The 24,422-nt window shown below is 66.7% G+C and carries 28 protein-coding genes; 12 read left to right on the top strand and 16 right to left on the bottom strand.

The features are described from left to right. The first annotated feature begins 240 nt into the window (after window positions 1-240). Together JOF55_RS09645 and JOF55_RS09650 are read left to right on the top strand one after the other, a co-directional pair. Window positions 241-2,052, top strand: coding sequence for a dynamin family protein (locus JOF55_RS09645; RefSeq protein ID WP_310272694.1), 1,812 nt, complete (start codon window positions 241-243; stop codon window positions 2,050-2,052). Continuing rightward, window positions 2,049-3,524 carry a dynamin family protein gene (locus tag JOF55_RS09650; RefSeq protein ID WP_310272696.1) on the top strand — a complete coding sequence of 492 codons (1,476 nt, stop codon included), beginning with the start codon at window positions 2,049-2,051 and terminating at the stop codon, window positions 3,522-3,524. Before JOF55_RS09645 ends, JOF55_RS09650 begins: the two co-directional genes overlap by 4 nt. 163 nt (window positions 3,525-3,687) lie before the next feature. On the opposite strand, the gene JOF55_RS09655 is transcribed toward JOF55_RS09650, so the two are convergent. The 7 genes from JOF55_RS09655 to JOF55_RS09685 all read right to left on the bottom strand — a co-directional run bounded on the left by JOF55_RS09655 (window position 3,688) and on the right by JOF55_RS09685 (window position 10,554). Further along, on the bottom strand, window positions 3,688-5,142 hold the full coding sequence (locus tag JOF55_RS09655; protein WP_310272698.1) for a catalase: 1,455 nt from the start codon (window positions 5,140-5,142) through the stop codon (window positions 3,688-3,690). After that, entirely contained in the window at window positions 5,139-5,648 is a 510-nt protein-coding gene (locus tag JOF55_RS09660) for a Fur family transcriptional regulator (protein WP_310272700.1), read from the bottom strand. Before JOF55_RS09660 ends, JOF55_RS09655 begins: the two co-directional genes overlap by 4 nt. A gap of 190 nt (window positions 5,649-5,838) precedes the next feature. Continuing rightward, a complete protein-coding gene (locus JOF55_RS09665) occupies window positions 5,839-7,320 on the bottom strand; it encodes a gluconokinase (protein ID WP_310272702.1) in 1,482 nt (493 codons plus the stop codon). Between the two features lie 72 nt (window positions 7,321-7,392). After that, the gene (locus JOF55_RS09670; protein WP_310272705.1) at window positions 7,393-7,770 is read right to left on the bottom strand and encodes a hypothetical protein; all 378 of its coding nucleotides are present in this window, start codon (window positions 7,768-7,770) and stop codon (window positions 7,393-7,395) included. 76 nt (window positions 7,771-7,846) lie between these two features. After that, window positions 7,847-8,116, bottom strand: coding sequence for a type II toxin-antitoxin system Phd/YefM family antitoxin (locus tag JOF55_RS09675; protein WP_310272707.1), 270 nt, complete (start codon window positions 8,114-8,116; stop codon window positions 7,847-7,849). Between the two features lie 111 nt (window positions 8,117-8,227). After that, window positions 8,228-9,289 (bottom strand): aspartate-semialdehyde dehydrogenase, encoded by a 1,062-nt coding sequence (locus JOF55_RS09680; protein WP_310272709.1) that lies wholly within the window; start codon window positions 9,287-9,289, stop codon window positions 8,228-8,230. Further along, window positions 9,289-10,554, bottom strand: a complete 1,266-nt coding sequence (locus JOF55_RS09685) for an aspartate kinase (protein WP_310272711.1) — start codon at window positions 10,552-10,554, stop codon at window positions 9,289-9,291. The genes JOF55_RS09680 and JOF55_RS09685 overlap by 1 nt, the downstream gene beginning before the upstream one ends. A gap of 331 nt (window positions 10,555-10,885) precedes the next feature. On the opposite strand from JOF55_RS09685, the gene JOF55_RS09690 reads away from it, so the two are divergent. From JOF55_RS09690 to JOF55_RS09700, 3 genes are all read left to right on the top strand, one after another. Further along, on the top strand, window positions 10,886-12,136 hold the full coding sequence (locus tag JOF55_RS09690; protein WP_310272713.1) for a putative hexosyltransferase: 1,251 nt from the start codon (window positions 10,886-10,888) through the stop codon (window positions 12,134-12,136). 122 nt (window positions 12,137-12,258) lie between these two features. After that, on the top strand, window positions 12,259-12,846 hold the full coding sequence (locus tag JOF55_RS09695; protein ID WP_310272716.1) for a nitroreductase family protein: 588 nt from the start codon (window positions 12,259-12,261) through the stop codon (window positions 12,844-12,846). A 74-nt stretch (window positions 12,847-12,920) separates the two neighbouring features. Then, window positions 12,921-14,108, top strand: coding sequence for an aminotransferase class V-fold PLP-dependent enzyme (locus tag JOF55_RS09700; RefSeq protein WP_310272718.1), 1,188 nt, complete (start codon window positions 12,921-12,923; stop codon window positions 14,106-14,108). 113 nt (window positions 14,109-14,221) lie between these two features. Here JOF55_RS09700 and JOF55_RS09705 read toward each other — a convergent pair whose 3' ends face one another. The 5 genes from JOF55_RS09705 to JOF55_RS09725 form a co-directional block, all read right to left on the bottom strand. Continuing rightward, window positions 14,222-14,923 (bottom strand): GAF and ANTAR domain-containing protein, encoded by a 702-nt coding sequence (locus JOF55_RS09705; RefSeq protein WP_310272720.1) that lies wholly within the window; start codon window positions 14,921-14,923, stop codon window positions 14,222-14,224. A gap of 77 nt (window positions 14,924-15,000) precedes the next feature. Further along, window positions 15,001-15,420 (bottom strand): STAS domain-containing protein, encoded by a 420-nt coding sequence (locus JOF55_RS09710; protein WP_310272722.1) that lies wholly within the window; start codon window positions 15,418-15,420, stop codon window positions 15,001-15,003. Window positions 15,421-15,762: 342 nt separating this feature from the next. Then, window positions 15,763-15,951 carry a PspC domain-containing protein gene (locus JOF55_RS09715; RefSeq protein WP_310272724.1) on the bottom strand — a complete coding sequence of 63 codons (189 nt, stop codon included), beginning with the start codon at window positions 15,949-15,951 and terminating at the stop codon, window positions 15,763-15,765. Between the two features lie 45 nt (window positions 15,952-15,996). After that, window positions 15,997-16,425 carry a hypothetical protein gene (locus JOF55_RS09720; RefSeq protein ID WP_310272726.1) on the bottom strand — a complete coding sequence of 143 codons (429 nt, stop codon included), beginning with the start codon at window positions 16,423-16,425 and terminating at the stop codon, window positions 15,997-15,999. A gap of 56 nt (window positions 16,426-16,481) precedes the next feature. Next, window positions 16,482-16,772 carry a hypothetical protein gene (locus JOF55_RS09725; RefSeq protein ID WP_310272728.1) on the bottom strand — a complete coding sequence of 97 codons (291 nt, stop codon included), beginning with the start codon at window positions 16,770-16,772 and terminating at the stop codon, window positions 16,482-16,484. A gap of 255 nt (window positions 16,773-17,027) precedes the next feature. Between JOF55_RS09725 and leuA the strand changes: the two genes are divergently transcribed. From leuA to JOF55_RS09740, 3 genes are all read left to right on the top strand, one after another. Then, a complete protein-coding gene (gene leuA, locus JOF55_RS09730; protein ID WP_310272730.1) occupies window positions 17,028-18,836 on the top strand; it encodes a 2-isopropylmalate synthase in 1,809 nt (602 codons plus the stop codon). Between the two features lie 445 nt (window positions 18,837-19,281). After that, window positions 19,282-19,410, top strand: a complete 129-nt coding sequence (locus JOF55_RS09735) for a hypothetical protein (protein WP_310272732.1) — start codon at window positions 19,282-19,284, stop codon at window positions 19,408-19,410. 27 nt (window positions 19,411-19,437) lie between these two features. Beyond that, the gene (locus JOF55_RS09740; RefSeq protein ID WP_310272734.1) at window positions 19,438-20,037 is read left to right on the top strand and encodes a DUF3558 domain-containing protein; all 600 of its coding nucleotides are present in this window, start codon (window positions 19,438-19,440) and stop codon (window positions 20,035-20,037) included. A gap of 29 nt (window positions 20,038-20,066) precedes the next feature. Here JOF55_RS09740 and JOF55_RS09745 read toward each other — a convergent pair whose 3' ends face one another. After that, window positions 20,067-20,453 carry a hypothetical protein gene (locus tag JOF55_RS09745; protein ID WP_310272736.1) on the bottom strand — a complete coding sequence of 129 codons (387 nt, stop codon included), beginning with the start codon at window positions 20,451-20,453 and terminating at the stop codon, window positions 20,067-20,069. Between the two features lie 149 nt (window positions 20,454-20,602). On the opposite strand from JOF55_RS09745, the gene JOF55_RS09750 reads away from it, so the two are divergent. Then, window positions 20,603-21,193, top strand: a complete 591-nt coding sequence (locus tag JOF55_RS09750; RefSeq protein ID WP_310272738.1) for a hypothetical protein — start codon at window positions 20,603-20,605, stop codon at window positions 21,191-21,193. Between the two features lie 98 nt (window positions 21,194-21,291). On the opposite strand, the gene JOF55_RS09755 is transcribed toward JOF55_RS09750, so the two are convergent. Both JOF55_RS09755 and JOF55_RS09760 read right to left on the bottom strand, forming a co-directional pair. Next, window positions 21,292-21,759: a hypothetical protein gene (locus JOF55_RS09755; protein ID WP_310272740.1), complete on the bottom strand. Its 468-nt coding sequence runs from the start codon at window positions 21,757-21,759 to the stop codon at window positions 21,292-21,294. Then, window positions 21,759-22,061 carry an HC3 family zinc finger protein gene (locus JOF55_RS09760; RefSeq protein ID WP_310272742.1) on the bottom strand — a complete coding sequence of 101 codons (303 nt, stop codon included), beginning with the start codon at window positions 22,059-22,061 and terminating at the stop codon, window positions 21,759-21,761. Before JOF55_RS09760 ends, JOF55_RS09755 begins: the two co-directional genes overlap by 1 nt. 127 nt (window positions 22,062-22,188) lie before the next feature. Here JOF55_RS09760 and JOF55_RS09765 point away from each other — a divergent pair, with 127 nt between their 5' ends. Both JOF55_RS09765 and JOF55_RS09770 read left to right on the top strand, forming a co-directional pair. Next, window positions 22,189-23,034, top strand: a complete 846-nt coding sequence (locus tag JOF55_RS09765; RefSeq protein ID WP_310272744.1) for a helix-turn-helix domain-containing protein — start codon at window positions 22,189-22,191, stop codon at window positions 23,032-23,034. After that, window positions 23,035-23,226, top strand: coding sequence for a DUF397 domain-containing protein (locus tag JOF55_RS09770; RefSeq protein ID WP_310272746.1), 192 nt, complete (start codon window positions 23,035-23,037; stop codon window positions 23,224-23,226). A 16-nt stretch (window positions 23,227-23,242) separates the two neighbouring features. Here the strand turns inward: JOF55_RS09770 and JOF55_RS09775 are convergent, their stop codons facing one another. Beyond that, the gene (locus JOF55_RS09775) at window positions 23,243-24,025 is read right to left on the bottom strand and encodes an SDR family oxidoreductase (RefSeq protein WP_310272748.1); all 783 of its coding nucleotides are present in this window, start codon (window positions 24,023-24,025) and stop codon (window positions 23,243-23,245) included. Between the two features lie 174 nt (window positions 24,026-24,199). Between JOF55_RS09775 and JOF55_RS09780 the strand changes: the two genes are divergently transcribed. After that, window positions 24,200-24,400, top strand: coding sequence for a hypothetical protein (locus JOF55_RS09780; protein ID WP_310272750.1), 201 nt, complete (start codon window positions 24,200-24,202; stop codon window positions 24,398-24,400). The last annotated feature ends 22 nt before the right edge of the window (window positions 24,401-24,422 follow it).

Here is a 24,422-nt window from a genome sequence, read left to right on the forward strand (position 1 = left end):
AGCATTCCCGGTCGGAGCACTCGGTCCCCTCCTTGGCGAGGGTCTCTCGGGGAGCCCCCGGCAGGACGGCCGACCGAGTGGTCACGCTCCGGCTGATACAGCATCGAAACGGGCCCGCTGCTCCCTCAGCGGGCCCGTTTCGATAGCCACTCCGCCCGCAAGGCGGACAAATCGGTCAGGTGCCGCCGGATTCCACCCATCCGGTTTTTCCCTCGAAAGAGGGACGGGCACAATCGAACCGTGATCGAAACGGCTCTCGTGGAACTGATCGACCGGGCAACGGCCGAGTGTGCCGGGCAACAGCGCCTCGATCTCCACAACCGGCTACGGCAGATCCGCAGCAGGGTTCTGGATCCCGCCCAGCTCGTTCTCGTGATCGGCGAGTCGAAGCAGGGCAAGAGCGAACTCATCAACTCCGTCGTCAACGCACCGGTCTGCAACGCCGGTAACGATGTCACCACAGCCGTGCCGACGATCGTCCGGCATTCCGAGGAAGCCTCCGCTCAGCTCATCCAGCAGGACCCCTCTCACGACCCCGCCGCACTCGATCGACTTCCGGTACCGATCGAACAGGTCCACGACCAAGTGGACCGGGCAGTTGCCGACGGCCGCCCCATCACCCGCACCGAAATCAACCTGCCGCGGGCGATTCTCAAAAACGGCCTGGTGCTCATGGACACGCCGGGATTCGGCAGTGTCTCCTCCTCGCTGACCGCCACCACACAGGCGGCCGTGGCAGAAGCCGACTCGTTGATCATGGTCTCCGATGCCACGCAGGAACTGACCACCAACGAACTCGGTTTCCTGCGGCAAGCCGCCGCGCTGTGCCCGAACGTGGCTCTCGTGCAGCCCAAGACCGACATCGCGCCACAGTGGCGGCAGGTTGTCGAGGTCAACCGCAAGCATTTGTCGAATGCGGGGATCGCCGCCAAGATCTTTCCGGTCTCGTCGAAGGTACGGGTACAAGCGACCAGCGCCAGGGACCCCGACATCAACGTCGAGTCCGGGTTTCCTCCACTGCTGGAGTACCTTCGTACCGAGATGGCCAACAAGCACGAGGAGTTCACGCGCAAGCTGGTGTCCCACAACATCACCGATGCCCTCGACCAGCTCATGACGGCGCTGCGGGAGGAACTCAGCAACCAGAATCCCCGCACGGCCACCGAGACGCTGGTCGAACTGGAAAGCGCCCAGCACCGGGCCGAGGAGCTCAAGCGGGTCGCGGGCCGATGGCAGAAGACGCTGTCCGACGGCATCCAGGAGCTGTATTCCGACATCGAGCACGACTTCCGGGAACGCAGCTGGGCCATCCTGCACCAGGTCAACGAGACACTCGACGAGGCCGACCCGAACAGGTCCTGGGAGGACTTCGCCGAGTGGCTGTCGTCCAACTTGTCCGAAGCCATTGCCGAGACCTTCGGCTGGCTGGACGAGCGCCGTGAACGGCTCACCGAGCAGGTCGCCGACGAGCTTCTGCGCGAGCACGTGCGAGCACTGCCCAACCTCGATCGAATCCACGCGCCCGATCCGCTGGACCGCATACCGGAACCGACCGCTCCTCGCGGCTCGGACTTCCCCCGCAAGGATCAGATCCTGACCGGGCTGCGCGGCTCCTACGGCGGGGTGCTCATGTTCGGACTGATCACCAGCATGGCCGGGCTGCCCCTGATGAACGTCGTATCGATCTCGGCCGGACTGCTGCTGGGCAGCAAGAGCCTCAGCGAGGAGAAGGACGCACGCCTCAAGCGCCGCCAAGCCGAGGCCCGCGCGACCGCCCAGCGCTATGTGGACCACGTGACTTTCCAGGTGAACAAGGAAGCCCGGGACACCATCCGGAATCTGCACCAGCGGCTGCACGAGCACTGCAACCGGGTGACCGAACAGGCCCAGATCCGGATCAGCCAATCCATTCAGGACATCAAGCGCGAAGCCGAGCGCAGTGCCGTCGACCGCGACGAACGCGCACGGGAGATCAAAAAGAAGCTGGAGGAGCTGACCGTCCTACGCAAACGGGCCACCATGCTGACCTCGAACAGCATCGCCGCCGCATGAGCCCCGCCGCCCACACCGGCGAAGCACCTCCGGGTCTGTTGCAACAGGCCCGCGCACTGTTGATCCGGACGATGACCTTCTACCGGGACGACCCCAGAACGGCGAGCTGGCTGCGCGAACGACTCGAACGGATCGACGAACCACTGCGGATCGCCGTCACCGGCCGGGTCAAATCGGGCAAATCGACACTCATCAACGCGTTGGTGGGGGCCGATCTCGCCCCGAGTGACGCCGAGGAACGCACCCAGGTCAACACCGTCTACCAGTACGGGCCGGAACCGAGGATCACCGCCTACACGCCACATGGCGCGGCGCAGAACGTCCCCGTCAGCACGCTGGACCCCGGCACGATCCGGGACCTGCAGCGCTGGCGACCCGACGAGGTGGCCCGGCTGGTGATCGACTCCCCGTCACCGGGACTGCAGGCCATCACCCTGATCGAAACACCCGGCGTGTCCTCCTCGGCCGTCAAGGAAACCGGTCGTTCGGCACTGGCGCAGATTCTGACCGAAGCCGATGCCGTCCTCTACCTCACCCGGCATCCGCACCAAACCGACATCCAGTTCCTGCAGTCGGCGCACGAACTGCAGGTCGCCCGCCGCGCACCGATCAACACGATCCTCGCGCTCTCCCGGGCCGACGAGACCGGCAGCGGTAGCAGCGATGCCATGCCTGCCGCGGACAAGGTCGCCCGGCAATACCGGGACGAACCGCGGGTGCGCTCCTTCGCGCAGTATGTGCTGCCGGTGGCGGGTCTGCTCGGGCAGGCTGCGGCAACACTGAGTGCGCAGGACGTCGATGTGCTGGCCGAACTGGCACGACTGCCCGCGGAAGAGCGCGAGAACCTGCTGCTGTCCGCCGACCGTTTCGTGAACAGCACGACGCCGGAGACCATCCCCGCCGCCACCCGTCAGGACTTGCTGCGACGACTCGGCCGTTTCGGAGTCGAGCATGCGACCACGCTCATCGCCGGAGGTTCCGGTGACCTCAAGAAGCTCCGCTCGGCCCTGCTGGCCGACAGCCGACTCAACGACCTGCAGGAAGCCGTGCATCAGCAGTTCGTCGAGCGGCAGGAGGCCCTGCGTGCACGCTCGGTGCTGATGGCCGTGGACATGGTGCTGCGAGCCAATCCCCGTTCCGGAGCGCAGCAGCTACGCGGAGAGTTCGAGCGGCTGCTGGCGAATGCGCACGAGTGGGACGAGCTGCGTCTGCTGTCGGCACTGCACTCCGGGCAGGTGCGCTTGCCCGGTCGAGAGCAGGAAGCGGCGGAGCGTCTGCTGGGGGCTTTCGGCAGTCAACGGCGTACTCGGCTCGGTCTGGGGACGGACACGTCGGAGGCCGAGCTGGCCGACCGGGCGGGCGAAGCTCTGGTCCGGTGGCGGCTCCTGGCAACGGACCCGATGCAGGACAGCGTGCATCGGGAGGCGGCGCGTACGGTGCTGCGCAGCTGTGAGCGCCTCATCGCCGGTTGAGGCCGCCGGTTTTTCCCAGAAACCGCACACCCCGACACACAACCGCCGGGCCCGGGAACCGTGCGTTCCCGGACCCGGCGGCATGTGATCGGTGGCAGTCACTCCTCGGGACCCGGTGGTCGCCCTCCGGGTCCCGAGTGCCCCACGCCCCACGAAGCGGGTGTCAGCTGCCCTTGACCTTCTCGGCGATCCTGTCGCCGGTGGCCTTGTCGACGTTGCGCCAGTACTCCAGCGCACGGTCCAGCACCGGCTGCTGCACGCCGCCGAGCAGGTGTCCGGAGACGTTGTCGATGAAGCGGGCGCGCTCCTCGTCGTTGAAGACCTCGCGCACCATCTTGCCCGGCTGGCTGAAGTCGTCGTCCTCGGAGTGCAGCTGGTAGGCCGAGCGGATGACCTCCTGCTCGATGCCGGTGGCAGCGTCGTCCTCGCCGGACTTCGCGATGTCGGCGTGCGGGCCGCCCTTCGTGTTCGGCGCGTAGACGGGGTCCTGACCGCCGAAGCTGTAGCGCATCGGCCCGTCCTTGGAGTACGAGTTCACCTCGTTGATCGGACGGTTGACCGGCAGGTCCATGTAGTTCGGTCCGATCCGGTAGCGGTGCGCGTCCGGGTAGGAGAACAGCCGTCCCTGCAGCATCTTGTCCGGCGAGGCACCGATGCCGGGGGGCATGTTGGCGGGCTCGAAGGCGGCCTGCTCGATCTGGGCGAAGTAGTTCTCCGGGTTGCGGTTGAGCACGAACCGGCCGACCTTGATCAGCGGGTAGTCGGCGTGCGGCCACACCTTGGTCAGGTCGAACGGGTTGAACCGGTAGTCCGCGGCGTCCTCGAACGGCATGACCTGCACGTAGAGCGTCCAGCTCGGGTGCTCGCCACCCTTGATGGTGTTGTACAGATCGCGGATGTAGTAGTCACCATCGGCACCGGCCAGCCGGTCGCCCTCGTCCTGCGTCAGGAAGTCGTTGCCCTGGTCGGTCTTGAAGTGGTACTTGACCCAGAACTTCTCGCCGCCGGCGTTGGTCCACATGAAGGTGTGCGAACCGTAGAGGTTCATGTGCCGCCAGGTCTTGGGCAGCCCGCGGTCACCCATCAGCCAGGTCACCTGGTGCGCGGACTCCGGAGTCTGCGTCCAGAAGTCCCACTGCATGTCGTTGTCGCGCAGGTGGTTGTCGGCGCGGCGCTTCTGCGAGTGGATGAAGTCGGGGAACTTGATCGCATCGCGGATGAAGAAGACCGGCGTGTTGTTGCCGACGAGGTCGTAGTTGCCCTCGCTGGTGTAGAACTTGATCGAAGTACCGCGCGGGTCGCGCCAGGTGTCGGGGGAACCCAGCTCGCCCGCGACCGAGGAGAACCGGATGAGGGTCTCGGTCTTGGCGCCCGGCTGGAAAACGGCAGCCTTGGTGTACTGGCTGACGTCCTCGGTGACCTCGAAGAATCCGAACGCGCCGCCACCCTTGGCGTGCACGACCCGCTCGGGCACACGCTCGCGGTTGAACTGGGCGTTCTTCTCGATCAGGTAGTGATCCTGCAGCAGGATCGGGCCGTTGCTCCCGGCGGTCAGCGAGTGGTCGTCGCTGGCTACCGGAATACCGGCGTTCGTGGTCGTGGGTCGTGGCGAACTCACGCTCGTTCCTCCTCGTGGTGGTGGCTCCGGTCCTCGTTGTGAGCGGACCGGCACTCCGGACACAAGCCCCAGAACACGACCTCCGCCTCATCCACGACATAGCCCGCTGTGGAAGACGGGGCCAGGCACGGGGCGGCGCCGTGGACGCAGTCCACGTCCTCGGTCCGTCCGCATCCACGACACACCAGGTGGTGGTGGTTATCGGCGATGCGGCCCTCGAAACGAGCCGGGTGTCCGGCCGGCTCGATTCGGCGTAGCAGCCCTGCGGCGGTGCACGCGTTCAGGACGTCGTAGACGGCCTGCGTGGACACCGATCCGAGTTCGTGTCGTACCGCACCGGCCACTTGATCGGCAGTCGAGTGCGGGTTGCTCCACAACCACCTGAGCACGGCGAGCCGTGGCCGGGTGGCTCGAAGCCCGGCAGCACGCAACTGCCCACGCGGATCGGCGAACCCTGGTTCACCTGAACGCGGGCCGGTGCTGCCGGAAGTCGTGCTGGGTGCCATAACGAGACCAGTATGCCACGCACAATCTGGAATAAGTCAAGAAAACTCTCGCGCTGTCCCCCATCCGGGAGTCTCCTCGGGAGTTTTCCCTGGGGAGGGAGGGGACAGCACCGCCCGGTCAAACCTTAGCCCGCCTCGTCCCGCCGACGACAGCGAGAGTGGATCAACCGAACGGGTGATCCAGCACCCCTTACTCCGAATCGCGCAATGCCGCATGGATCTTCTCGATCCGGGGGCGTCGCTGCGCCATCAACCGAGCGGCGTCGCGATTCGGCGGCACGGTGCGGGTGGGGCGCACCAGGGACGCGGCCTCCTCGAGCGAATCCAACTCGCCCAGGGCTCGCCACCCCAGCAGAACGGCACCGAGCCCGGAGCCGCTACTGCCCTCGGCAAGCTCCAATTCGATGTCCAGTGCCGCCGCGAGCACCTCGGCCCACACGCGACTGCGGAAGCCACCGCCGGTGGCACGTACCGCACGCACCTGCGCTCCGGTATCCCGTACCGCATCGCGCACCAGCGCGAGCTGCTGGGCGACCCCCTCGGTAATCGCACGGGTGATCTCGGCTCGGCCGTGGAACCTGCGCAAACCGACCAGCGATCCCGTCAGCCCCGGCTCCCACCACGGGGCTCGCTCACCGAGCAGATACGGCAGCGCGATCAGCCCCTCGGCACCGGGCGCAACATCCAGAGCCTCGTCCAGCAATGTCCCCAGATCCACTCCGAACGTCTCGGCGGCCCACTCCCCGACCACGGCGCCGTTGCTCACCGCACCGCCGATGACCCAGAGACCGTCGCCGAGCACGTAACTGAAGGTCCGGCAGCGAACGTCGACACTCGGATGATCGGATACCACGCGCAGTGCACCACTGGTGCCCAGCGACAAGCCGGCCACACCAGGATTGGTCGCGCCCACCCCCAGATTGCCGAGCGGTCCGTCCCCACCCCCGAGCACCACCGGCAGACCTTCCGCCAAGCCGGTGACTTTGGCCGTCTGCGGCGCCAACGGGAGGACATCGGTCGGTGCCTTGAGCTCGGGAAGCTGATCGGCACGGATGCCCGCCACCCGCAGCGCCTCCTCCTGCCACTCCAGACGGTGCATGTCCTGCAGGCCGCTGCCCGAAGCGATCGAATGCTCGGTGACGAACTCGTCCACGAAGGCGCCGACCACGAAATCCTTGAGCGTGCACCAGTGCACAACACCCTCGGCGAGGCCCGTGCGCTCACCCGTCAGCCAGGCGAGCTTGACCATCACCGACTGCGTGTGCACCGGTGTTCCCGTCGTGCGGTGCAGCTCCGTTGCCCTGTCCGAATCCGCCCGCAGGTTCGCCGCCACCTCGGCAGCCCGGGTGTCGGCCCAGTTGAACGCCGGGGTCACCGGTTTCCCCGCAGCGTCCAATCCGAGCAGGGTGTGCATGGCGGCGCTGAAGGAGAGTCCCGCGATCCGGTGTCCGTTGTCCTGCGCCCATGACACGCACTCGGCGACCGCGGCGATCGCCGAGTCACGCACCGCCTCCGCATCCTGCACGGCCTCGCTGAGCTTGTCGGTGCGCAGCTCGTTCTCGCGTTTGGTCTGGTTCAGCACCACACCCTCGCGGTCGGCCGCCACCACCTTCGTTGCCGTGGTCCCGAGATCGATGCCGAGAACAATCGCGCCCTGCCCACCTGCACTCATGCCCCCAACGTATCCCCACCGACCGGACCCTGTTCGGTCGGCGCGGCACCAGCCACGGGTCAGAACTCCGGATCAGTTGCGGGAGTGCTGGCCGACCAGCGTGTTGAGCAGAGCAGCGCCTCGTTCGGCATCATCCACGCTGATTCCCAACTCGCCACCGGAGACGTAGCGGACAACGAGGCACTCACCGGCGCGGAGCCGTAACGTCGGAACGTGGCGGTCGCTCTCGGAGCTCTCATCCGGTCCCCGCCGCGCCAGCAACCAGCCGAGCCACCCCACCACCAACGATGCCGCGATGAGCAGGACCGCCTGCCACGTCACCGGCCGCGCCCGCGACCAGGATCCGGCATCGAGATTGGCCCACACGGTCAGCGCCATCAGGCCGAGCACGAACACCCCGCCCCGGGCCAAGAAGGCGCCCAGCGAGGACCGTCGATGAAAGTCAGACAAGCGTGCGCAACTTTCTGCGGAATCGAGCTCAAGTCCTTTCGCGCGCGCTTCGTCAGGACGACTTCATAACGCCGACTCAACGACGTTCGATTTCGAAGTCGGCCATGACCTCGTCCAGTGAAACCGCTTCACCACGGTTCAGCTCGGCTGTCCCCTCAGCAATAGCCGCCATGAGCTCCGGGGCGGAGGCGACGGCCAGCGTCTCCTCCAGGGACTCCAGGTATTCGGTCGAAACCACGGTGGCCACAGGCTCACCGTCATGGGTCACGTCGATGCGTCCCTCGGCGGAGGGAAGCTCGGCCACTACCTCCGCGAGCGGTCGATGATCATCGGGAAGCACGGTCATGAGCCCAGTATGCCCGGAGCGTGTTCGGGTTTCCAGATGCGATCCGAGCACGCAGTCGGCGCCCGTCCGGAAGTCCGAACGGGCGCCGACTGCCGATCAACGGCGGAAGGCTCAGCCTTGGACGAGCGTCTCGGCGATCTCGTAGGTGTTCAGCGCCGCCCCCTTGCGCAGGTTGTCCCCGCAGACGAAGAACTCCAGCGTGTTCGGGAAGTCCAACGCCTGCCGCACCCGTCCCACGTAGGTCGGGTCCTCACCGACGACACCGGCGGGTGTCGGGAACACCTCGCCGCGGGACTCGTCCTGCAGCACGATCGACGACGCGGAGTCGAACAACTGGTGCGCCTGCTCGACGGAGACCTCCCGCTCGAACACCGCGTGCACGGCCAGCGAATGCGTCGTGACCACCGGGACCCGCACACAGGTCGCCGAGACCTTCAGCTCCGGAATCCCGAGGATCTTGCGGGACTCGTTACGAACCTTGAGCTCTTCGGAGGTCCAGCCGTCATCCTTGCGAGAGCCGCACCAGGGCACCACGTTCATCGCCAGCGGCGCCTTGAACGGAGTCTGCTCGGCCAGCAGGCCGGCGGCAGCAAGAGCCTCGGCCACATCGCCCGAACGCTCCCCGACGTGCTTGCCCGCCACAGCGGCGATCTCCTCCTGGAGCCGGTCGATGCCTTCCTGGCCCGAACCGGAGGCCGCCTGGTACGACGATACGACCAGCTCACGCAGGCCGAACTCGCTGTGCAGAGCGCCGAGCGCCGTCATCATCGACAGCGTGGTGCAGTTCGGGTTGGCGATGATGCCCTTCGGCCGCTCGTGCACCTTGGCCGCGTTGACTTCCGGCACCACCAGCGGCACCTCGGGATCCAGCCGGAAGGCCCCGGAGTTGTCCACCGCGATCGCGCCGCGATCGACCGCGACCGGCGCCCAGCGCGCGGAGAGCTCGTCGGGAACATCGAACATCGCGATGTCGACCCCGTCGAAGGCCTCGGGCGACAGTTCCACCACGGTGTGCTCGGCACCCCGCACGGTGATCTTCTTGCCCGCCGAACGGGCGGAGGCGATCAGCCGGATGTCCCCCCAGGGCACCTGCTCCCGGTTGTTCAGGATGTCGATCATCACCGAGCCCACGGCTCCGGTGGCACCGACGATGGCAACGGTCGGTCCCGGCATCAACGACCACTCCCTGCGTAGACAACGGCTTCTTCGTCGCCACCGAGTTCGAACGCGGCGTGCAGCGCTGCGACCGCGTCACTCAGTTGGGTATCACGGACCAGCACGGAAATCCGGATTTCCGACGTGTTGATGATTTCGATGTTGACCCCGGCGTCGAACAACGCCTCGCAGAACGTCGCCGTCACCCCGGGGTGCGAACGCATCCCGGCGCCGACCAGGGAAACCTTGCCGACATTGTCGTCGTAGACGACCTTTTCGAAGCCGACCTCGGTTTTGATCTTCTCCAGTTCGGCGACCGCCTCGGAACCGTTGCTCCTGGAGACGGTGAAGGTGACATCGGTACGCCCCGAGTCGGTGCTGGCGACGTTCTGCAGCACCATGTCGATGTCGATCTCGGCGTCGGCGACCGCGCGGAAGATCTTTCCCGCGACCCCGGGATTGTCCGGCACACCGCGCACGGTGACCTTCGCTTCCGACCGGTCGTGAGCCACGCCGGTGATCATCGCCTGTTCCACGGAAAGGTCCTCCACTGAGCCGGACACGATCGTTCCGGGCTTGGGTGAGTAGGAAGAGCGGACGTGCAACGGCACGCCGTAGCGGCGGGCGTACTCCACGGCCCGCAGGTGCAGCACCTTCGCGCCGGTGGCCGCCAGCTCCAGCATCTCCTCGTAGGTGACGCGGTCGAGATGCTTGGCGTCCGGCGCGATACGCGGATCCGCCGTGTAGACACCGTCGACGTCGGTGTAGATCTCGCACACATCGGCGTTCATCGCGGCGGCCACCGCCACAGCCGTGGTGTCCGAGCCACCACGGCCAAGCGTGGTGATGTCCTTGTTGTCCTGGCTTACCCCTTGGAAGCCCGCGACCATGACGACCTGTCCCTCATCGAGTGCCTCCTGCACTCGGCCGGGCGTGACGTCGATGATCCGGGCGTTCTGATGCGCCGAGGTGGTGATCACACCGGCCTGCGAGCCGGAGAACGAGCGGGCCTGCGCACCGAGCGACTCGATCGCCATCGCCACCAGGGCGTTGGAGATCCGTTCCCCCGCGGTCAGCAGCATGTCGAGCTCGCGTTCCGGCGGGGCCGGATTCACCTGCTGGGCCAGGTCGAGCAACTCGTCGGTGGTGTCGCCCATCGCGGAACACACGACGACCACGTCGTTGCCTGCCTTGCGGGTCTCGACGATGCGTTCGGCGACTCGTTTGATTCGATCAGCACTCTCGAGAGAGGAACCGCCGTACTTCTGGACGACGAGCGCCACGTGTAACAAACCTCCTCGAGCCGTGCGGACGTCCCGGGCGCGGGTGCTCCGCGCTGACAACCGGGATGAACGAAGCCACCAACTCGATCAACGCCTGCATTCCGGCGCCGCATCGGCGGCTCCGCGACCGGCGGAGAGGCAGCATCGGCTCGCTGCAGCGTCGGCTCGCTGATGTCCTCTACCAGGTCGTTCCGCTGCCAGACCAGCCTACCGAATCGCGGCCGCCAACACCCATCCCCGGTTGGGACGACTAACCTGCGACGGACGGGTTTCCCCAGCGTCGAGTTGTCCACAACGCCGATCCGATTGGCCGCAGCGGGAAAGGAGCAGATTGTCCCCCAGCCCCGAAACGGTCGATCCGAGGCGGCCCGACACCGGGAGTGCGAGCGCTGCGCACGGAAAACAGTGGCCGCTGGGCCGACTGCTCCGGGACCGCCCGGCTCTGCTGGGGCACCACCGGGGAGCCGTCCTCCTCGCACCCGGTGTGGTGTATCTCGCGGTCCGGTTCTTCGGCCTGCTGGTGCTCTCCTGGATGTCGGCGGCCAACGACCAGTCGGTCCTCGGGAATCTGCGCGCCTGGGACGCCCAGTGGTACCTGGAGATCGCCGCGAACGGCTACGGCGGTGTCGATCCGAGCATGGTCGACGGCTTCGGCAACCGATCCTCGGAGACGCCGCTGGCGTTCTTTCCCGGTTATCCACTGCTGATCCGTCTGTTCGCCGTGACTCCCGGCCTCGGCACCTCCGGAGCAGGCATCACCGCGAGTCTCGTGGCGGGCGTGGTGTGCGCGTACGGTCTGGCTCGGCTGGGACGCCGAATCGGTGGATCGCACCGGGTCGGACTGCTGTTCGTGGCGCTGTTCGCCGCCGCGCCCATGTCGGTGGTGCTGATGATGCCCTACTCGGAGGCGATGTTCTGCGCGCTGTCCGTGTGGGCGCTGATCGGCGTGCTCGAGCGGAGATGGCTGCAAGCGGGGCTGTGCTGCGCCGCGGCCGGACTCGTACGGCCGACCGCCGCCGCCCTGATCGCGGTGGTCGGACTGGCAGCTCTCATCGCCGTCTTCCGGCGGGCGGAAGCCCGGCGCAGTCCGTACCCGTGGCTGGCGATGGTGCTCGCACCCTCCGGGATGCTGGCCTACCTCGGCTGGGTGGCGATGCGGACCGGCGATCTCAACGGGTACTTCGAACTGCAGCGGCGTGGCTGGTCATCGGCGTTCGACGGTGGGGTGGCGACCCTGAAGTTCGTGCTCGAGGCGCTGTCCACGGAGAAGTCGGTGCTCGAGACCTTCACCGCGTGGGTCGTCCTGGCGGCCGTGGTGCTGATGGTGCTGTGCTTGCGTCATCGGATTCCCTGGCCACTGGTGCTGTTCGCGTTCCTGGTGCTCGTCGTGGATCTGGGTTCCGACGGCCTGATGTATTCGAAGGTACGGCTGCTGCTGCCTGCCTTCCCCCTGCTGCTGCCGGTCGCCCTCGGCCTGGCGAACAGACGAGCCACCACCGCCGTGCCCGTGACCGCCCTGTTCCTCTGCTTCGGCACCTGGTTCGGCGCCTACTCGCTGACCGCATGGTCGTACGCGATGTAGGAGAAGTGTTTCGGCCTGCATAGCCGGTCACCCTGCTCGGGCTGATCACTCGTGCGAAAGATGAAAAGATGCGGACGCGCTTGTCGAACCACGACACAGCTCGAAATTCCCAAGGAGGCATCGTGAAGCCCGCCGACACTTCGGTCCCGCTGCACCCGCTACTGGCCGAGCGCTGGAGTCCCCGCGGCCTGGACCCGAACGTGGAACTGACCGACAAGCAGTTCGCCGCGCTGTTCGAGGCCGCGCGGTGGGCGCCGTCCTGGGGTAATACCCAGCCTGCCCGCTACATTGCCGGGCGGCGCGGCGACGACACGTTCGCGCGCATCCACGAGACGCTCTCGCGGGGCAACCACGGGTGGGCCGCGCACGCTGCGGCGCTGACCATCGGTGTGGCACAGCTGGTGGACAGCGAGGGCGAGGCACTGCCCTACGGCGAGTACGGCCTCGGCCTGGCCAGCGAGAATCTGGTGCTACAGGCGGTATCCGAGGGACTCGTGGCACATCAGATGGCCGGTTTCGACAGAGCCGCCGCCCGTACGGCGTTCTCCGTGCCGGACGGATTCGAACCGCTGGTGGTGATCGCCATCGGTGGCCAGGGGCCCATCGCGCACCTGCCGGAGAAGCTGCAGGAAAAGGAGGCTGCGCCTCGTTCGCGCAAGCCGCTGTCCGAGTTCGTGTTCAGCGGGTCCTGGCAGGCGCCTGCCTTGTGATCTTCTCGGTGGAATGGCGCGGCATCCTTCGAAAGTTGTTACTTACCGTAGAGTAATGCGATATTGATTCACTCGTGTGGACGACGACGAGGTCGGCCGCAGCAGCGCTCGACCGGACGGACGTACTGGCGACGCTGCAGGGCCACTATGACCTGCGACCGGATGTGATCCATCTCGACGGCAACAGCGCGGGAGCCCTGTCCAGCACCACCCCGGCGCAGTCGGGCACGTTCGCCGGGCATTACCGGTGCCCCCGATCGATGCCTCCACGGCAGGGCGACGACTCGCGTCCCGAGACGCACCGGGTCACGAATCATCTCGCGCCCCTCCTGGGGGCCGAACCCGGCGAGATCACCCTTGCCGACTCCACCTCGATGGGCTTGTTCCGGGCACTGCTCGCGGCCACCCGCCTCCGGCCCGGCCGACCGATGCTGGTGCTGGGGCGCCACGGCTTTTCCGCGGACCGCTACCTCGCCCGTTCGGCGGCCGACTTCGTCGGTGGTGAACTCGTACTGCTGGAGCACCTGCGGGACCTGCCGGATCTCCTCGGCGAGAGGGTCGCCGTGGTCGCGCTACCGCATATGGACCCGATCTCGGGGGCGGTCCGGGACTCGGCGGCCATCACCGCGGAGATTCACCGTGCGGGCGCACTGGCTCTCTGGGAACTGAGCCACTCGGCGGGTGCCCTGTACGTGGACCTGCATGCATGGGAGGCCGATTTCGCCATCGGCTGCGGTGACAAGTATCTGGGTGGCGGGCACAACGCTCCGGCGTACTCCTTCGTGGCGCGGCGGCATCACGCCGCTGTGCACCGCTCCCTGCCGCAGGACGAAGGGGATCGTGCTGCGGGAGCACTCAACCCGCTGGCCACGGATTTCGCGGGAACACCACCGATGCCGTCGATCTCCGGGCTCCACGAGAGCCTGTCCGTGCTGGACGGAATCCCCACCTCGGCACTGGAGACCAAGACCTCGGCCCTGATCGAGTTGTTCCTGGGCCGGGTGGACCGCAACCACGGCACCGGCGTGGAAGTACTCGGCCCCTCCGAGGAGGACAGACGAGGCACCCAACTCACTCTCCGCCATCGGCACGCCCAGTACCTGGTGCAATCCATGTTCGCCTGCGGAATACTCGTCGATTTCGTGGAACCGGACATCATCCGGATCGGCTTCGCACCCACCTGGCTGCGCTATGTCGACGTCTGGGAAGCAGCCGAAGCGCTGAACACGGCTCTCGACGAAGTCTCCCGCCATTCCGGTTAGGGCGTGTCCGATCGATCATGTGCGGTGGCGTGCTCGCGGTGTGTCGGTACCACCGCGATCCCCGCACGGCGCCGAGGGCTGGTCAATTTCTCGAGAAATTGACCAGCCCCAGGTCACGTTCCCGGTAACCGGCCGGTGCGCACGACCTCCTCGGCAACGGTGCGTAGCTTGATGTTGTTGTCCTGCGAGGTCCGTTTGAGCACGGTGAACGCCGCCTCACCGGAGAGCCCGTGGCGCTCCATGAGAATGCCCGATGCCTGGCCGATTTCCTGTCGGGTGGCGATGGCGGTGCGCAGCTGCTCGTCGGTACGCGCGCTGGTCAGCGCCACTGCCGCGTGCGAAGCCAGCACCCAGCCCTGGCGCTCGGTGGTGACGTCGAAGGCATGCCGCCGGTGGCCGTACAGATCCATGGCTCCGAAGCTCTCCTGGGTGTTGTAGAGCTGAAAACCCAGCATGCTGCCGATCCCCAGCTCGCGGGCCCGGGGCATGTATTTCGGCCAGCGTGGCTCGGTGGCCGTGTCCTCGCTGCGGTAGACCTTGTTGTGCCAGGGCGCGGTGTTCAGAGCGGCATCGAAGCACGGGCCCTCGCGCAGCCGGGCTTGCTCCGCGTCGGAGTCGCGGACGCGCCGGCTCGAGGACGCTGCTGTGGCCACGTCCCGTTTGTGGTGCAGCAGCAGAATGCCTGCGTCGTCACAGCCGTCGATCACTTCCACGGCCAGTTCCACGACCCGATCCAGCACGGCCTGTTCCGAGGGCTGCGAAGCCAGGTCACGGGCGATCTCGGCGAACCAAACGAGAGCGTCATCATCGATCATGGCTTCGGTGTTCCTTTACACACGGCCAGGTGTACGGCCTCCGACAGAAGCAGCAGGGCGTGGCCACGCCCAAGGAGCTATGCCGACTCGTCCGGGTCCGCGGCCAGGGCTCCGGTTGTGGTGGCATACCACGACAGCACAGCATCCAACTTGGCGATCCGCAGAGCGCGGGCCACCTCGTGCTCGGTGGCCACCAACCGCAGCTCGATACCGTGCTCCCGGGCTCGCAGATGTGCCCGGGTGAGCAGTTGCAGGGCGGGCACTCCGAGGAAACTCACTTCGGACAGGTCGAGCACCACCATCCGCACGGCCGCGACCAACCGAGGGGCAAGCACCTCCTCGAGGTGAGCCGCGGTGGCCTCATCGATCTCCCCGGAAGCGGTCAGGACCACCGCATCGGGCCGCGGCTGGGTTACCCGCAGTCCCAGCGTGGCACCTGCCGCATCCGGGTCATCGGGACCCGGGGCGTCATCGGGCGCGGGGTCGAGGAGGCTCATCAGCCCTTTTCCTTCCTCCCTGCCGGGAGAAGACCTGCAGCACCATCGCACCCGAGCGGTGCGTGCACTCGACCGCCACGAGACACACTCCAGCCAGGCGACGGATCGCGGGCATCTTGTCGGCAGGGTGCTCGTGATCCACGGCTGGCTGCTCAACCACGGTCGAGCCTAACGAAGCGGCACCTGTGTGCCACATGGCGGTGATCAGGAAACTCCGCGCGAGCTTCCGGTCACCGGGGCGGGGCATCACGCCCGAAGAGGGGTCGGCTCGCCCGTCCTGCCTGTCCTGATGCGGGCCTGTCCTGGTACGAGTTGCCATCGTCCAGGACGTGGCGATTGCCGCTACCGGTCCGCCTTGGGCATCAGGATCCACAATCCCAGGTAGAGCAGGATCTGGGGTCCCGGCAGGATCATCGACAGCACGAACGCGAGCCGGACCAGTCCCACGCTCCACCCAAAACGGTTGGCGATACCTGCGCACACTCCCGCGATCATCGCTTCGTGGCGCGGCCGTACAAGAGCAGCGGTCATGCCGCCGTGGTACCCGCGAGCATGCGGCCGGAAACGAGCCGACGTTCAGCCGAGCGCACGGACGATCTTGACTGCCAGCGAGGTCACGATCAGCCAGAAGAGCGCCGCGAGCCCATAGTTGACCAGTACGTCGAGTTCGGGGTCACCGGGCTGCGGAAACAGGTTCCGGAACCCCAACGCCAGCGGCTTCGCCCAATCCGCCACGAAACGAGTGATGCTGTTGTCCGGGTTGGCACCGCCCACGGTGAGCACGACATGCGCCGCCAGGATCACCGCAGCGAGATTTCCGGCCCAGCGTACGAGAGCCGCGATCACTGTCACGACGCGCGCACGGGCCTTCGCGAAATCGAAGGAGTCGGAAGTCCTGCGCCTGCGACGTCCCGCCACGAATGCCTGCTCACCGCGGTGTGTGTCGATCTTCTGCTGCTCACCGGTCTCCCCGGCTCTCGCCGGGTTCCCCGATCCCTCGGACATACACAACAGTGTCTCACGACACACAGCCGAAAACTACTGTCCGGTAGTTTCGAGTTTCAGCCGAGGATGCGAGCAAGCAAGCCCGCCACCGCCATCCAGAACACCGCCGCGAGGCCGAAATCGAGCAGGACCTGCAGCGCCTCGTGGTCCACATCGAGCAGTCCCGGGAAAAACAGAGCGAGTGGCACCGCAGCCCGACTCACCGACTGCGCCAGACCCGTATCGCCGGGGGCACCGAACAACACGAAGATGGTGTGCAGAACCAGCATCGCGGCCAGCAGAAAACCGATTCCGTTGATCAGCGTCGCCACACCCGACTGAGCTTTCCGAGATTTTTTCGCAGCCATGCACACCAGACTGCCTGATTCCTCCGGCTGATCAACTTCGCACGGCGCCGCCTGCTGTGTCGTAAGGCATAACCAGCATACGAGCGACATGGTTGCATCCGGGGCGGGCCGAACCGTTAGCCTGGCTGTGTGGCACGCGCGCTCCTCCTGCTTCGCCGCCGCGACGGGGTCTGTTAGACCGGCCCCTCGTCGCGGGGTTCGAACGCGCCGGTCGTGACGTTTTTCCGACCCACTACAGCAGGAGCTTCGATCCGCATGACCACCTCCTTCGATCCACAGGCGCCGTTCACCGGCAATATCAGCACGCCTGCACGGCCCGCCCCCGACGACCAGCAGCCCTGGAACCCGCAGCAGGGCAGCTCGATGCCCTGCCACCGCTACCGCCCGTTCCACGAGCTGGTCGAGAACGTCTCGCTGCCCGACCGGACCTGGCCCGATCAGCGGATCACCCGCGCACCACTGTGGTCGGCAGTCGATCTGCGCGACGGCAACCAGGCGCTGATCGATCCGATGTCGCCCGCCCGCAAGCGCCGCATGTTCGACCTGCTGGTGACCATGGGATTCAAGGAGATCGAAGTCGGTTTCCCGGCCGCCAGCCAAACCGACTACGACTTCGTCCGCGAGATCATCGAGGACGGCGCAGTCCCCGATGACGTACGCATCCAGGTGCTCACACCGTGCCGCCCCGAACTGATCGAGCGCACCTTCGCCTCCCTGGAAGGCGCGAGCAAGGCCATCGTGCACATCTACAACTCCACGTCGATCCTGCAGCGTCGCGTGGTGTTCGGTGAGGAGCGCGAGGGCATCAAGAAGATCGCCACCCAGGGCGCGGAGCTGGCCCTGGAGTACGCGGCGAAGTATCCCGACACCGACTTCCGGTTCCAGTACTCGCCCGAGTCCTACACCGGTACCGAACTGTCCTACGCGGTCGAGGTGTGCGACGCCGTCACCGAGATCTGGCAGCCCACACCCGAGCGGCCGGTCATCCTGAACCTGCCCGCCACCGTCGAGATGGCCACCCCCAATGTCTACGCCGACTCGATCGAGTGGATGCACCGGAACCTGGCTCGCCGCGACTCGGTGATCCTGTCGCTGCACCCGCACAACGACCGCGGCACCGGCATCGCCGCCGCCGAGCTCGGATACCAGGCCGGTGCCGACCGCATCGAGGGTTGCCTGTTCGGCAACGGTGAGCGCACCGGCAACGTCGATCTGGTGGCGCTGGGCATGAACATGTTCAGCCAGGGTGTGGATCCGCAGATCGACTTCTCCGACATCGACTACATCAAGCGCACCGTCGAGCACTGCAACCAGCTGCCGGTGCCCGAGCGGCAACCGTGGGGCGGCGAACTCGTCTACACCGCTTTCTCCGGCAGCCACCAGGACGCGATCAACAAGGGCCTGGAGGCGCACCGGCGCGACGCGGAGCGTGCCGGAGCCGATGTGGACGAGCACCCGTGGGAGGTGCCGTACCTGCCGATCGATCCGAAGGACGTCGGACGCACCTACGAAGCCGTCATCCGGGTGAACTCGCAGTCCGGAAAGGGCGGTGTGGCCTACGTGATGAAGGCCGAGCACCAGCTCGACCTGCCACGCAAGCTGCAGATCGAGCTGTCCAAGCTGGTGCAGGAGCGCACTGACTCCGATGGCGGCGAGGTCGACCCCGGGGAAATGTGGAACGTGTTCTCCGAGGAGTACCTCGAAGTCAGGACTCCGGTGGAGCTGCTGCGGCAGCGGCTGACCGGTGAGGCGGGCAACGAGTCGATCGAGGCGACGGTCGTCGTGGACGGCACTCAGCACGAGATCAGCGGTACCGGCAACGGCCCCATCGCCGCGTTCGTCGATGCGCTGAGCACCGTCGGCTACCAGGTCCGGATCATGGACTACAACGAGCACGCGATGACGGCCGGTGACGACGCTCGCGCCGCCGCCTACCTGGAGTGCGCCGTGGATGGCAGCCCGTCGTCCGGCACGGACGTGCTGTGGGGTGCCGGGATCGACACCTCGACGGTCACGGCCTCACTGCGTGCCGTGGTCTCGGCCGTCAACCGCGCCCACCGCTGACCCGAAGCGGCTCCTCCTGCTTCCCCCATCCAGGCGCTACCCATTCGGGTGAGGTTTGTGCAGTTTCGCGCGAAACTGCATTTTTATCGATCCGCGCGAAACTGCACACTCCCCGGTGCCACCTCTCCCGCCGTGTCCGCCACCACACGAGCGATTCGAGGGTTTGGCTGACAGAGTGAAGATCGATCCGGCAGGATGCGCCTCGAGCACGGTTCCTGGGGAGGGGCGGCGGATCGATGACACAGCCGCGTGACGGCTTCGAGGTGGACATCCCGGCCTTGCGCGCCGCCGTGGCGGAGCTCAACGAGCGGGACAGGGTCGGCGCACTGGCACGAGCGCCAGTGCCGGGATCAAGCCCGGTGAGCTGGTCGCCAACGACCGGACCACCCAGCTCGCCCGCGAGAAGATCGAGGCCAAGGCCGTCGGCGAGGACGGCTCGCTGACGATGGCAGCCAGGAACCTGCGCGACCGGCTCACCGAGAAGATCGCGGCCTACGAGTCGACGATCGCCGAGTACCAGCAACGCGCCGGTGCGGCCTTGCCGAACCGGCTGCCGGGCGATGCCCGCTCATAAGGTCCGGCGGACCCCAGGAGGAACAGAGTGCGTACGTCGACTCGTGCGACGGTGACCGCCACCGGCACGTTGCTGCTCGGAACACTGACCGCCTGTTCCGGCGGTTCCGGAACCGAACCGGACAACCAACCGGCACCATCCAGCCGGACGTCACAGGCATCCTCCGGCCTATCGATCGCCAAGCCGAAAAACGCCTCCGCCGTCCCGCTCTGCAGCCTCCTGCCCTCCGAAGTAGCCACCTCGCTCGGCTACCAGGCTCAAGGCCAGAAGCGGGAAAACATGCTCAATTCCGATGCACCGCCGGTTTGCGAATGGGAATCACCGGAAAATTCCGCTACGGGCGTCACCATGAGAGTCCTGGATCGCCGCATTGCCGACTACTACGCGAACCCGTCGACCTGGTCCGACTTCCAGAAGCTGACCATCGCCGGTCACCCGGCAGTGCGGGCGAATCAGGCCGATCCGATGAAAAGCGGAAGCTGCGACATCTACCTGGCCACCCGAAGCGACCAGATGATCGCGAGCCAGGTTTCCGTGTCGACCGCCGAGGTCGGCAAGAAGGACCCGTGCGTGGCGGCTCGCAAGGTACTGGAGGCGGTCGTGCCGACGTTGCCGCCGGCGAAGTGACGATGGGGGTTGGTGATGACCGAGCTGTGCTATGCGAGTGGCGCGAGAATGTATCGCCAGGCCATGGCAGGCAGTGTCGATGCCACCGAGCTGCCGCCGCCTCCGTCGAGCACCGGTGCCGAACAGTGGAACAACGCCGCCAAGGTCCTCGGTGAGATCGGGGGCAGGATCGAGAAAGCCATCGGCAAGGCCGAGGCCGCGCACAAGGGCCGGGCCGCCGAGGTCGCCCGGCACAGCTCGACCCGCCCGAGAAGAACTGGTCGGAGGAACACGGCCTCGACAATATTCCGGGATTCGGCTGGACCAGCCACTACGAGGAGCGCCAGGAGCGTTTCCAGGCCACCAACGAGCACGCCGAGCAGGTGATGCAGCAGTACCAGGGCAAGACCGACGCCCTGGTGGGACAACTGCCGCAATTCCGGTCACCGGCCTCGGAACAACAGTATCCGTCCGGGGCGTCGTCCGGTGGCGGCAATGCGGGCAACAGCGGGCTGTCGAGCGCGCACTACAGCCGGACACCGACCATGGGCAGTGGCGCTGCTGTCCCGGCGTCGTCCTCCTCGGCGTGGGCGCCCGGTACCGCCGCTGCGGGCGGCGGTGCTATCCCGCCCGCCTCCGCGCCCGCCGCGCCGTCGTCACAGGCTCCGGCAGGTACCGGTTCGGCTGGGCCTCGGGGCCGAACCAGTCGACACCGCCGGGAGCGGTACGCGGCCCCGATGGCACGCTGTACCGGCAGGATCCGGACGGCACCTGGCAGCGCCAGAACCCCTACAACGGTCGGTGGGCCCCCGCACCGAAGGGCCCACCCGGCGCGGCCGGTGGCAGTGCCCTCGGTGGTGGCCGCGCCGGTGGGGGTTTCGGACCACGTGGTTCCGGCAGCCCGCCGGCAGCGGGTGGCCGCTCCGGCAGCGGCGGGTTCGGCCCGGCCGGTGGCTCGTCATCCGTCGGCACAGCCGCGAGCGGGTCCGGAAGCGGCCGGGGCGGCATGATGCGGAGTGGCTCGATGGGCGGAGGCCAGCAGGGCCAGGGCAGCGAGGACGAGGAGCACGAGCGTCCGACCTGGCTGGTGGAATCCGAGGACGTGTTCACCAATGACATGAACCGCGTCGCACCGCCTGTGCTCGGCGCACTTCCCGACGAAGATCAAGGTCGCTGACCCGGTAAGCCCGGATCGGGTAGGACAGGCGGCGCGAGCCATCGTCCTACCTGCCCGGTGACCGGAGCCGGAACCCGTGCTCGTGCCTTCGCAGAGCTTCATGCCGCGACCGCGCACGGGTACCCGCGAGGCCGTGCGGCACCGAATTCGAGGCGTAGTGGCGTGAGGAAGACGTCCACATCGAAGGGCTCGGCCAGTCGGTGTCTGCCGACATACTCCTGTTCCGGGGCGGGCTCCCACAATTCGGCCAGCCCACGCTCCAACAGGCTCGGGCCACGCGGCTCGCCCGAGTCCCGTGGCTGCTCGGGCTCGGGATCGGGTTGGTCAATTTCTCGCGAAATAGACCAACCTCCCGGCACCCGCTCACGGGTCGGCACGATGGCCGAGTCGCAGAGTTGCCAGACATCGAGCGCCCCCACTCCCGCGTGCGCATGCTGACCGTGGCCGCCGCGCAGCGGCAGCACACTGGCCCCCAGCGCGATCGCCGCCACCAGCGCCATCACCGACCACACTCCGGCCGGATCCTCCAGCAGCACCACCGCCGGACTCACCACGACCGGGCCCATCACTGCAGCCCCCGCAACCGACGCACCGCCGCCTGCGCCGGGCTCTCCCACGACGGTGCCTGCTGAGACGACCGCTGCCGACGCTGCTCACCGAGCTCGACCGCCCGGGCCACGCAGTCGTCACAGGTCGGCATCAACCAGTCCACATCGGACGGATCAATCAGCGTGACGCTCTGCCCGCACCCCGTGTCCCGCTCCTGACCAGGTTTCGGCCGCACCTCCGGCGACAACGCATGCCGCTGCCCGACCACCGGCTGCCACCACACCACCGGACCCTCCCACTGCAAACCCTCCGACAACATCGCAACCACTCCTTCCGGACAAGCAATAGATCAACATGCACAACTTAAATTCGCACCGTGCGTTTTGTCGATATGCCGTTCGAGTGATCGCGCTTAGTTACTTTACGTGACCAGTCAGACTGGGTATATGGCCTTCAGCCCGACTGTGCGCCGCCGCATCCTGGCCGCCGAACTGTGCAGACTGCGTGCGGCAGCCAACCTGTCGATCACCGATGCAGCCGCGCTGCTGGATTGCGCACATAGCAAGATCAGTCGCATCGAAAGCTGCTTTCAACGCGCCAAGGCCGCCGACGTCATCGCACTGTGCTCGGTCTACGGCGCTGATGCCCACGAGCAGGAGCGGCTGGTCCAACTGGCCAAAGACGCCGGTAAGAAGGGGTGGTGGCAAAGCTACGGCGACGCCCTCCCCGACTGGTTCGAAACCTATGTCGGTTTGGAAGCCGAGGCGGACAGCATCCGCACCTACGAAGTAGAGATCATGCCCGGCCTACTGCAAACCGAGTCCTACGCTCGCGCAACCACCCAGGCAACGGTGCTGACGGCCAGTAGCGCGGATATCGAAAAACGCGTACAGCTCCGCCTGCAACGCCAGCACCGCCTCACCGACGAATCACCGATGGAACTCTGGGCGGTCATGGGAGAGGCCGCCATCCGGCGCCCGGTCGGCGGCCACGAGATCCTCCGTGAACAACTCCAGCATGTCCTGGCTTTGAGCGACTTGCCCAACGTCACCGTGCAGGTGATGCCTCTGGAAGCAGGCGGCCACCCTGCGATGGGGCCATTCGTGGTCCTGAGCTTCCCGGAACATTCCCATCACGACGTGGTCTATCTGGAGTCCCAAGTCGGTGGGCACTACCTCGAAGAGGCAAACGAGATCGGGCAATACACCAGAGTGATGGAACATCTACGCGCACATGCGTTGGATCCACATGACTCGCTACGCACGATACAAAACCAAGCGAAGGAGCTGTAAATGCAGAGCCGCACAATCTGGCGCAAGCCCGGTCGCAGTCAGGGCAGTGGCAACTGCGTCGAGGTCGCGCTCACACCGCAGGCCGTCGGTGTACGGGACACGAAGAACCGCGCCGCCGGGCACGTCACCGTCGACGCGGCACGCTGGAGCGCCTTCCTCGCCCACGTCAAGGCAGGCACGTTCGACCTCTGAGGCTCTCCGACGTGCCTCACCCGTCCTCGCGCGAGCGGCCGAAGCGCTCTGCCAGGAACCTTTCGAAGGTGACCTCTCCGTCCGCGTGATCGGGTGCGAGGTGGCCGCCCTCTCGGTAGCCGCGAAACACCTTTCCCGGTACCCGGATCGGGACCACCCGGCGCTGCTTTCCGCTCGCGCGCAGATACAGGCGCGCGAGATCGGTCATCGCCCGCACCTGCGGTCCTCCCAGGTCCGGCGCGCGCCCGGCCGGAGCCCCGAGCGCGAACCGGACGAGACGCTCGGCGACGTCCTCGACGTCGACGGGTTGGAAATCGGTCTCGGCGGGCACGGCCATCACGGGCAATCGCACCAGATTTCGCGCCATCATCAGGATGAGGTCGTGGAACTGGGTGGCACGCAGGATCGTGGACGGGATGTCCGCATTCTCGATGATGCGCTCGACGGTTCGCTTGGTGCGGTAGTAGCCGAGTGGCACCCGGTCCACGCCGACGATCGAGATGTAGACCAGATGCGGTGTCCCGGCACGGCGCGCGGCTTCGATCAGATTGAGTGTGGCCTCGATGTCATCGCTCTTCGAGAGTGGATTGCTCGCGCAGTGAATGATCGCCGTCGTCCCGCGCACGGCCTCTTCCAAACCGTCCGGTTCGGACAGGTCGGCCGTGACCCACTCGACCGACTCCGATGCGGATTGGGCGCGGCGGCTGAGCGCGCGGACATCGGAGCCGGTGGCGAGCAATTGCCGGACCACGGCACGACCGAGCGAACCCGTCGCGCCGGTGACCAGGATCGGTGCCATCGTAGGTCTCCTCACGGAAGTTCGTCGCGGCCATTCTCTCGCAGAAGGTGTCCCGGACAAGCCGATTCGACCACCACTCGTTCGGTCGACAGCGGTTGCTGCCTCCTCCCGGAAGCGGTTCAGTAAAGCCGGTTCGCACGCAATCAATCGCCGAGGTCGAACGGAAGTGATGACGTGACCCTGTGGTCGAAGCACGCCCATGCGAAAGCAGGAACCGACCGGCCTCTCCGGCAGGCGACCGAGGACGACCCGAGGATCCCGACCGAATCCGGTGATGCGGCCGCAGGAGGTACGCCGGTTTTCGAACCGGGCGAGGCCGACGACATCGTCGAGCTACTGGGCAAGGCCACCGCACATTTCGAGTCCCCGCGCTGAAAAATCGTCGCCGAGTCGCCGA

This window comes from Haloactinomyces albus (genome assembly GCF_031458135.1).
GTDB lineage: Bacteria > Actinomycetota > Actinomycetes > Mycobacteriales > Pseudonocardiaceae > Haloactinomyces > Haloactinomyces albus.